The following is an 8,156-nucleotide window of genomic DNA, read 5'->3' as shown; positions in this document are numbered from 1 at the left end:
GCGGGCGTACTGACGCTCGTCGCGTCCGTCGCCCCCACGCGTCGCGCCATGCGGGTCGCGCCGGTCGTGGCCCTCGCGGTCGACTGACGGTCGCGCGAGGCGCTTCGACGAGCGGATGCCGCGAGCCACGCGGCATCCGCTCGTCCGTCATGTTTGCGCTCGGCCCACCCCTCGGTGTTAGCCTTGGCTCGTGCTTCACGGCCTGCTCCTCCTTAGCTGCCGCAGCGAGTCCTAATCCAGGCCTCCCTCGCTGCGGAGTTCGTCGTCGGCTGAATCCATCCGAACAAGCGAGAAGAGCACCCCATGCAGAACACCCAGAAGCCGTCGTCGATGCCCGTGCATCGCTACCGTCCGTTCCACGAGCAGATCCGCGTCGAACTGCCCGATCGCACGTGGCCGTCCAAGCGCATCACGACCGCACCCCGCTGGTGCGCCGTCGACCTGCGTGACGGCAACCAGGCCCTCATCGACCCGATGAGCCCCGAGCGCAAGCGCATCATGTTCGACCTGCTCGTGCGCATGGGCTACAAGGAGATCGAGGTCGGGTTCCCGAGCGCGAGCCAGACCGACTTCGACTTCGTGCGCAGCCTCATCGAGGAGGGCGCGATCCCCGACGACGTCACCATCCAGGTGCTGACGCAGGCGCGCGACCACCTCATCGAGCGCACGTACGAGTCGATCGCCGGTGCGAAGCAGGCGATCGTGCACCTCTACAACTCCACGAGCGTGCTGCAGCGCGAGGTCGTGTTCCGCACCGACCGTCAGGGCATCATCGACATCGCCCTGCACGGCGCGCGCAAGTGCCGTGAGATGGAGTCGTCGGTGCCCGGCACCACGGTCTACTACGAGTACTCGCCCGAGAGCTACACCGGCACCGAACTCGAGTTCGCCGTCGACGTCTGCAACCAGGTGCTCGAGGTGTTCGAGCCGACGCCCGAGCGCAAGGTCATCATCAACCTGCCGGCCACCGTCGAGATGGCCACGCCCAACGTCTACGCCGACTCGATCGAGTGGATGAGCCGCCACCTCGCGTACCGCGAGAACGTCATCCTGTCGCTGCATCCCCACAACGACCGGGGCACCGCAATCGCCGCCGCCGAGCTCGGCTACATGGCCGGCGCCGATCGCATCGAGGGCTGCCTGTTCGGCAACGGCGAGCGCACCGGCAACGTCGACCTCGTCGCGCTGGGCATCAACCTGTTCACGCAGGGCATCGACCCGCAGATCGACTTCTCCGACGTCGACGACGTGAAGCGCACCGCCGAGTACTGCAACCAGCTGCCGGTCCCCGAGCGGCAGCCGTGGGCGGGCGACCTCGTCTACACGGCGTTCAGCGGCTCGCACCAGGACGCCATCAAGAAGGGCTTCGAGGCCATGGCGGCCGAGGCCGAGCGCCGCGGCGTCACGGTCGACGAGCTCGAATGGGCCGTGCCGTACCTGCCCGTCGACCCGCGCGACCTGGGTCGCAGCTACGAGGCCGTCATCCGCGTGAACTCGCAGTCGGGCAAGGGCGGCGTCGCCTACCTGCTGAAGGCCGACCACGCCCTCGACCTGCCGCGCAAGCTGCAGATCGAGTTCTCAGGCGTCGTGCAGGCGAAGACCGACGCCGAGGGCGGCGAGGTCTCGAGCGACGAGATCTGGCGCGTCTTCAACGACGAGTACCTGCCGGCGCCGGCCGATCGCCCCGAGCAGAAGTGGGGCCGGTTCGAGCTGCTGTCGCTCCGCACCGAGAGCGCCCTCGACGGCGTCGTGCACGTGCGCGTCGGACTGCGCGACGGCGACGAGCGCATCGAGGCCGACGCGAGTGGCAACGGGCCGATCTCGGCGTTCCTCGCGGTGCTCGGCACCGAGGGCGTCGACGTGAAGCTGCGCGATTACGTCGAGCACACCCTCTCGGCGAGCGGCGACTCGCTCGCGGCCGCCTACGTCGAGCTCGAGGTCGAGGGCCGCGTGCTGTGGGGCGTCGGGATCGACGCCGACATCTCGACCGCGTCGCTGAAGGCCGTGGTCTCCGCAGTGAACCGGGCGATCCGGGGCAGGGTGGCTGCCGAGGCCGAGCGCGAGGTCGTCGCGGTCTGACGAGCGACGGATGCCGCGCGCCCACGTCGGCGCGCGGCATCCGCCATGTCACGGGGGCGTCGCTGCGGCATCCGCTCGCTTTGTCGCTGCGCTACGCGCGCCGCCACACCCGCCAGCTGCCGAGCGCCCGCTGCTCGGGAAGGCTCCACCCGTAGCGCACCGAGCCGAGGCGGGTGAGGGTGGTGACGATCACGCACGCGGTCGCGGCGACCACGATGTTCACGTCGAACGCGACGAGCACGACGAGGAGCGTCGTCCCGGCCGTCGCGGCGATGGCGTAGAGCGAACCGACGTGCATGAGCGCGATCGGCAGGTTGAGCGCCACGTCGCGCAGGATCGAGCCGCCGACCGCCGAGATCACGCCGACGAAGATCGCAGGCACCACGGGCACGCCGTAGGCGAGCGCCTTCGACGTGCCGATCGCGCCGAACAGGCCGATCGTCACCGCGTCGAGCGCGATGATCAGGCCGTTCAGGCGCGTGAAGACGCGCAGCAACAGCATGCCGAGCAGGGCGGCGGCCGTGGCGACCGGGATGTACCAGTTGTCGGAGATGGCCGCGGGCAGCTGGTTGAGCAGGATGTCGCGGAGGAGACCGCCCCCGAGTCCCACGATCACCCCGATGAGCGCCACGCCCAGGAGGTCGATGCGGCGTTCGGTGAGCCGGGCCGCGAACATGGCGCCCTGGATGGCACCGATCGCGACCGCCGTCAGGTCGAGCCACAGGGGGATGACGAAGAGTGCGGAGGCCACGCCACCAGTGAACCATCCGACGCGTGCTCCGGGCTGCACGTGACGGCTCGCGCCGCCGGGCTCGGCGCCGACGTCGGACGCGCGCGCGATAATGAAGGGTGCCCGTCTACCGAGATGAAGCCGTCGTGCTTCGCACCCACAAGCTGGGCGAGGCCGACCGCATCCTCACGCTCCTCACGAGGCGGCACGGCAAGGTGCGCGCGGTCGCCAAGGGCGTACGGCGCACGGGCTCGAAGTTCGGGGCGCGACTCGAGCCGTTCATGGTCGCCGACCTGCAGCTCTACGAGGGCCGCACGCTCGACGTCGTGACGCAGGCCGAGTCGATCGGCTCGTACGGCGCCGAGATCACGCAGGACTACGCGGCCTACACGGCCGCGAACGCCATGGTCGAGGCGGCCGACAAGCTCACCGAGGCTGAGGGCTCGCTGCAGCAGTACCTGCTGCTCGTCGGCGCCCTGCGCTCGCTCGCCCGTGGCGAGCACGGTGCGAGCCTGACGCTCGACTCCTACCTGCTGCGCGCGCTCGCCCTGGCGGGCTGGGCGCCCAGCTTCCAGGACTGCGCCCGGTGCGGCAACCCCGGCGATCACACGGCGGTCGTGGTGCAGCTCGGCGGGGTGGTCTGCGACGACTGCGCACCACCCGGCACCCCGCGCATCGCGCCTTCCACGGTCGCCCTGCTCGGCGCGCTGCTCGCCGGCGACTGGGCCTTCGCCGAGGCTGCGGCATCCGGCGACCGCAACCAGGCCAGCGGCATCGTCGCCGCCTACACCCAGTGGCACCTCGAACGCGGGCTGCGTTCGCTGCCGCACGTCTCGAGAGAAACGACGACCACGTGACCCCGAAGCCCTACACGCACCGCGACGCCGTGCCTTATCGGCCGATCGACTGGACGGGCGTGTACCCGCCCGAGCTGCCGAAGGGCGCGGTGCCCGGCCACGTCGCCATCGTGATGGACGGCAACGGCCGCTGGGCGAACCGCCGGGGGCTCACGCGCATCGAGGGCCACAAGGCCGGTGAGGTGGCGCTGCTCGACGTGGTCGCCGGCGCGATCCAGGCGGGCGTGAAGCACCTGTCGGTGTACGCGTTCTCGACCGAGAACTGGAAGCGGTCGCCCGACGAGGTGCGCTTCCTCATGGGCTACAACCGCGACGTGCTGCACCGGCGGCGCGACCAGCTCAACGAGTGGGGCGTACGCATCCGCTGGGCGGGGCGCCGGCCCCGCCTCTGGGCGTCCGTCATCAACGAGCTGCAGTTCGCCGAGCGGCTCACCGCGGGCAACGACACGCTCACCCTCACCATGTGCGTGAACTACGGCGGACGCAACGAGATCACCGATGCGGTGCGATCGATCGCCGACGACGTGGCATCCGGGCGCCTGAAGCCGTCGGCGGTCTCCGAGAAGCTCATCGCGAAGCGCCTCTACGTGCCCGACCTGCCCGACGTCGACCTCTTCGTGCGCAGCTCGGGCGAGCAGCGCACGTCGAACTTCCTGCTGTGGCAGTCGGCCTACGCCGAGATGGTGTTCCTCGACACGCTCTGGCCCGACTTCTCACGGGTCGACCTGTGGCAGGCGATCGAGCTCTACGCTGGCCGGAACCGGCGCTTCGGCGGGGCGATCGACACACCCACCGCCTCGGCGTAGTCGCGCAGCCACCGCTCGGTCGCCCGAGGGCTGCCGAGCCGGATGATCTCGAGCGCGGGGTTCGCGGCCGCCGCGGCGCGCACCATCGCCGGCAGGCGGGCATGCGTGCGCCACGCCCACCGGATGATGTGGTCGGGGTCGGTCGCGATGGTGCGCAGCGGTGGCTCGGTGTTGCCGTTCCACAGCTCGGTGCGCCGGATGCGTCGTGCGAGCGTTCGACGGATGACGCGTCGCATCACGAGCGGCCGTGGGTAGTCGAGCCAGACGAGTGCGTCGGCGGTGGCGGCGAGGCGCGCCCGCACCGAGGGGTACTGCCACTCGGTGACCCACGCCGGTCGCGCGATGAACGCGTCGACGTCACGCTCGAACTCCGGCCGGGGCGTCCAGCCGGGGCCGTGGAAGAGCCCGTCGATCTCGACGTACGGCAGCCCGCCGACCTCTGCGATCCGTGCCGCGAGCGTCGACTTGCCCGAGCCGCTGGTGCCCGCGACGAGGATGCGCCGGGGCAGCGGTGAGACCCGTGGCGCCGGCTCGGGAGTGGGCATCGTCCGAGCGTAGCGGCCCCGCGCGGCATCCGATCAGCGGGTGGATCGCGTCGCGCGCACCTGGTCGTGCAGCAACCGGGCAGCGTGCCCGAGGGCCTGCTCGGCGCCCGGCTGCCGACGCGCCGGAACCGACGACTCGCTCAGCACCGCGATCGCGAACGCGCTGCCGTCGGCGTGCTCGAGTACGCCGACCTCGTGCCGGAGGTGCAGGAACGTGCCCGTCTTCGAGCACCATTCGGCGTCGTCGGACTCCAGGTCGGGTGCGAGCCGATGGCGCATCAGGTTCATGCCGAGCAGGCGGCGAACCGGTTCGCGCTGGCCGGCGAGCTCGGGGCCGGACCAGAGGCGCTCGAGCAGGTCGACGAGTGCTCGCGAAGTGCCGGCGTTGGCATGCGTGACGTCGAGCTGGGGGATGAGGTGCCCGCCGCCGCGCGTCGACGCCTGGATGGCGAGCGCGAGGGCCTGGGGCAGCTCGTCAGGCGTGAGGCGGCTCGCGAGGGTCTCGTGGAGCTCGCGGATGGAGTGCCTCACGGTGATCTCCGTGATGCCGAGGCCGCGCAGCAGGTCGGTGACCAGGGCGGGCGGGCACCGCTCGAAGAGCGCGTCGGCGGCCGTGTCGTCGCTCACGCACACCGCCAGGTAGAGCAGGTCCTCGACGGAGACGCGTGCCGGATGCTCGAACCTGCAGAGGCCCGTGAGCCCAGGCGTGCGCGTGAGGGGATCGACGTCCACCTGCGCGGCGAGGTCGATCGAGCCGTTCGCCGCCTCCCGCAGCACGGCGATGGCGAGCGGCAACTTCACCACGGACGCGAGCGGGTACGCTTCGCCATCGGCGAGGCCGACGTCATCGTCGTGCAGGACCGCGAGCTCGAGCAGCTCGACCGCGGCGCACGCCACGACGTGCGCTCGCTGCAGCGTCGCTACGTCGAGCACTGGGTGGACACCCTCTCCCGACTCCGGCCCGATCGGGCCGAGGCGGAGCTCAGGTTCCGGGCACACGCCGCCTTCGGACTCCTGAACTCCACTCCGCACAGCGCCCGCATCCCCGGGCGCCGACCTGCCGACGGCACCATCCGCGGCATCCTGGAGGAGATGACGTGGGCGAGCCTCATGTCGTGACCCTGCGCGCGACCCGCGACGGGGATCTCGATGCACTCTTCGCGTTCGAGCAGGACGAGGCGGCGGTGCGCATGGCCGCGTTCACGCCGCCCGACCCGAGCGATCGCGCCATGTTCGACGCCCACTGGCGGCGCCTGCTCGCCGACCCGACGGTCGACGCCCGCACGGTTCGCGCCGATGGGGAGATCGTAGGCAGCGTCGCCCGCTGGTTCGAGGACGGCGCCGCCGAGATCACCACCTGGATCGACCCGGCGCAGTGGAATCGCCACATCGCGACGCGGGCGATGCGCCTCTTCCTCGACACCCTGGGCGAACGACCGGTGCGCGCGCGCGTCGCTGCCGACAACGCCGCATCCATCGCCGTGCTCGAGAAGCTCGGGTTCCAGCAGGTCGGCACCGAGGTGAGCTACGCGAACGCGCGCGGCGCCGAGATCGAGGAGCGGATCTACGTCCTCGCCTGATGCCGCCGTCACGCCCCGCTACAGTGGCGACGTGAGCGACTACGAGGTGCTGGAGATGGGCGGACTCGACGAGTGGCGCGGCCACTACGGCGGATTCCGGCCCGAGAGCTCGCGCGACGGCCGGCGGGTGGTCGACCACGACCTGACCATGCAGTACATCGGCATGACGGCCAACGCCCTCGAGCCAGGCGAGGAGGCCGGCTACTGGCACACGCACGCGCGCATCGAGGAGGTCTACGTCTTCCTCGCCGGGCGGGGCCAGATGGGACTCGACGACGACCTCGTCGACGTCGGCGCCGGTACCGTCGTCCGCGTCGGCCAGGACGTGTGGCGCACCTGGCGCTGCGCGCCCGACAGCGCCGAGCAGCTGCGCTGGCTCTGCATCCGCGCCGGCGGCACCGAACTGCCGCACTTCCCCGACGACAGCACGCGCGACAACGACCGCCCGGCGCCCTGGTAGCGGACGCCACGCGGGCCACCCCGGGCGGCCGGCGTCGCTGCGCTCAGACGGGCTTCGCGCCCTGTTCCTCGGCGAGTTCGCGGATACGTCGCGCGAGCGCCACGTCGCGGCTCGTCACGCCGCCCACATCGTGCGAGCTGAGCTCGAACGAGATGCGGCCCCATCCGAGGTGCACGTCGGGGTGGTGGTCCGCGGCATCCGCCTCGACCGCGACCGCGTCGAGCAGTCGCACCGCGCTCGCGAAGTCGGCGGTGCGGAACGCCCCGACGAGGTGGTCTTCGTGGGTGAACCCCGACCCGTCGAGTTCGGAGCCGGTCTCGGCCGGCGAGAGGATGACGCGCGGATCATGCATGCGCCCATCCTCCCGCCGATGCGATGATCACGCCATCGTGAGGGCGAGACCCGGTTCGCGCAGGATGGCGCCGATGTCCGCGAGGAACCGCGACCCCTGCTCCCCGTCGACGAGCCGGTGGTCGAACGACAGCGAGAGCGTCATGACCTCGCGCAGGGCGATCTCGCCGCGGTGCTCCCACGGCTGGCGTCGCACGGCGCCCATTGCGAGGATGACCGCCTCACCCGGGTTCAGGATCGGCGTGCCGGCATCGATGCCGAAGACGCCGATGTTCGTGATCGACAGGGTGCCCCCGCTGAGGTCCGCGGGCTGGGTGCGCCCGGCACGCGCGGTCTCGGCGAGCGCGGCGATCGCGTCGGCGAGCTCGATGAGGGTCATCCGCTCGGCGTGCTTGACGTTGGGCACCACGAGGCCCCGACCTGTCGCCGCGGCGATGCCGAGGTTCACGCCGCCGTAGCGCACGATCTCCTGGGCCTCCTCATCCCAGCGGGAGTTCACCTCGGGGGTGCGACCCGCGGCGATGCACACGGCCTTCGCCACCACCGTGAGCGGGGTCACCTTGTGCCCCGCGAAGGCGCGGTCGTCGCGGATGCCGCGGAGGAGCTCCATCGTCGCCGTCACGTCGATGCGCGTGAACCCGAGCTCGACGTACTCGGGAGAGTACGTGGCGCCGGCCGTGTAGCTCCCATACCTGCCGAAGCCCGCACCGAGCGGGAAGTAGTGGGCCGCGACGGAGAGCGAACCGAG

The 8,156-nt window shown here is 71.2% G+C and carries 11 protein-coding genes; 6 read left to right on the top strand and 5 right to left on the bottom strand.

All coding sequences use genetic code 11. The annotated features are described in order from the left end of the window. Positions 1–303 precede the first annotated feature (303 nt). Complete coding sequence (leuA, locus tag GH736_RS13150; protein ID WP_159603979.1) at positions 304–2,079, top strand: 2-isopropylmalate synthase; 1,776 nt, start codon at positions 304–306, stop codon at positions 2,077–2,079. A 91-nt stretch (positions 2,080–2,170) separates the two neighbouring features. Here leuA and GH736_RS13145 read toward each other — a convergent pair whose 3' ends face one another. Beyond that, positions 2,171–2,830 carry a trimeric intracellular cation channel family protein gene (locus GH736_RS13145; protein WP_159603977.1) on the bottom strand — a complete coding sequence of 220 codons (660 nt, stop codon included), beginning with the start codon at positions 2,828–2,830 and terminating at the stop codon, positions 2,171–2,173. 98 nt (positions 2,831–2,928) lie between these two features. Here GH736_RS13145 and recO point away from each other — a divergent pair, with 98 nt between their 5' ends. Further along, positions 2,929–3,666 carry a DNA repair protein RecO gene (gene recO / locus GH736_RS13140; protein WP_159603975.1) on the top strand — a complete coding sequence of 246 codons (738 nt, stop codon included), beginning with the start codon at positions 2,929–2,931 and terminating at the stop codon, positions 3,664–3,666. After that, positions 3,663–4,472, top strand: coding sequence for an isoprenyl transferase (locus GH736_RS13135; protein WP_159603973.1), 810 nt, complete (start codon positions 3,663–3,665; stop codon positions 4,470–4,472). The genes recO and GH736_RS13135 overlap by 4 nt, the downstream gene beginning before the upstream one ends. Here GH736_RS13135 and GH736_RS13130 read toward each other — a convergent pair. After that, a complete protein-coding gene (locus GH736_RS13130; RefSeq protein WP_159603971.1) occupies positions 4,412–5,017 on the bottom strand; it encodes a P-loop NTPase family protein in 606 nt (201 codons plus the stop codon). The two genes, GH736_RS13135 and GH736_RS13130, sit on opposite strands and share 61 nt — an antisense overlap. A gap of 33 nt (positions 5,018–5,050) precedes the next feature. Next, positions 5,051–5,950, bottom strand: coding sequence for a serine hydrolase (locus GH736_RS13125; RefSeq protein WP_159603969.1), 900 nt, complete (start codon positions 5,948–5,950; stop codon positions 5,051–5,053). Between the two features lie 3 nt (positions 5,951–5,953). On the opposite strand from GH736_RS13125, the gene GH736_RS13120 reads away from it, so the two are divergent. From GH736_RS13120 to GH736_RS13110, 3 genes are read left to right on the top strand one after another with little or no spacing between them, the layout of a single operon-like run. Continuing rightward, positions 5,954–6,136 carry a hypothetical protein gene (locus GH736_RS13120; RefSeq protein ID WP_159603967.1) on the top strand — a complete coding sequence of 61 codons (183 nt, stop codon included), beginning with the start codon at positions 5,954–5,956 and terminating at the stop codon, positions 6,134–6,136. Next, positions 6,115–6,597: a GNAT family N-acetyltransferase gene (locus GH736_RS13115; RefSeq protein ID WP_203230762.1), complete on the top strand. Its 483-nt coding sequence runs from the start codon at positions 6,115–6,117 to the stop codon at positions 6,595–6,597. Before GH736_RS13120 ends, GH736_RS13115 begins: the two co-directional genes overlap by 22 nt. A 31-nt stretch (positions 6,598–6,628) precedes the next feature. Beyond that, positions 6,629–7,057, top strand: coding sequence for a cupin domain-containing protein (locus GH736_RS13110; RefSeq protein WP_159603965.1), 429 nt, complete (start codon positions 6,629–6,631; stop codon positions 7,055–7,057). 43 nt (positions 7,058–7,100) lie between these two features. Here GH736_RS13110 and GH736_RS13105 read toward each other — a convergent pair whose 3' ends face one another. Both GH736_RS13105 and GH736_RS13100 read right to left on the bottom strand, forming a co-directional pair. Beyond that, on the bottom strand, positions 7,101–7,409 hold the full coding sequence (locus GH736_RS13105) for a 4a-hydroxytetrahydrobiopterin dehydratase (protein ID WP_159603963.1): 309 nt from the start codon (positions 7,407–7,409) through the stop codon (positions 7,101–7,103). 27 nt (positions 7,410–7,436) lie between these two features. Further along, on the bottom strand, positions 7,437–8,156 hold a 720-nt coding region (locus tag GH736_RS13100), incomplete at its 5' end, for a 2-oxo acid dehydrogenase subunit E2 (RefSeq protein ID WP_162529557.1).

The organism is Agromyces humi (assembly GCF_009720255.1).
Classification (GTDB): domain Bacteria; phylum Actinomycetota; class Actinomycetes; order Actinomycetales; family Microbacteriaceae; genus Agromyces; species Agromyces humi.
This window is presented reverse-complemented; position numbering and strand designations above follow the sequence as displayed.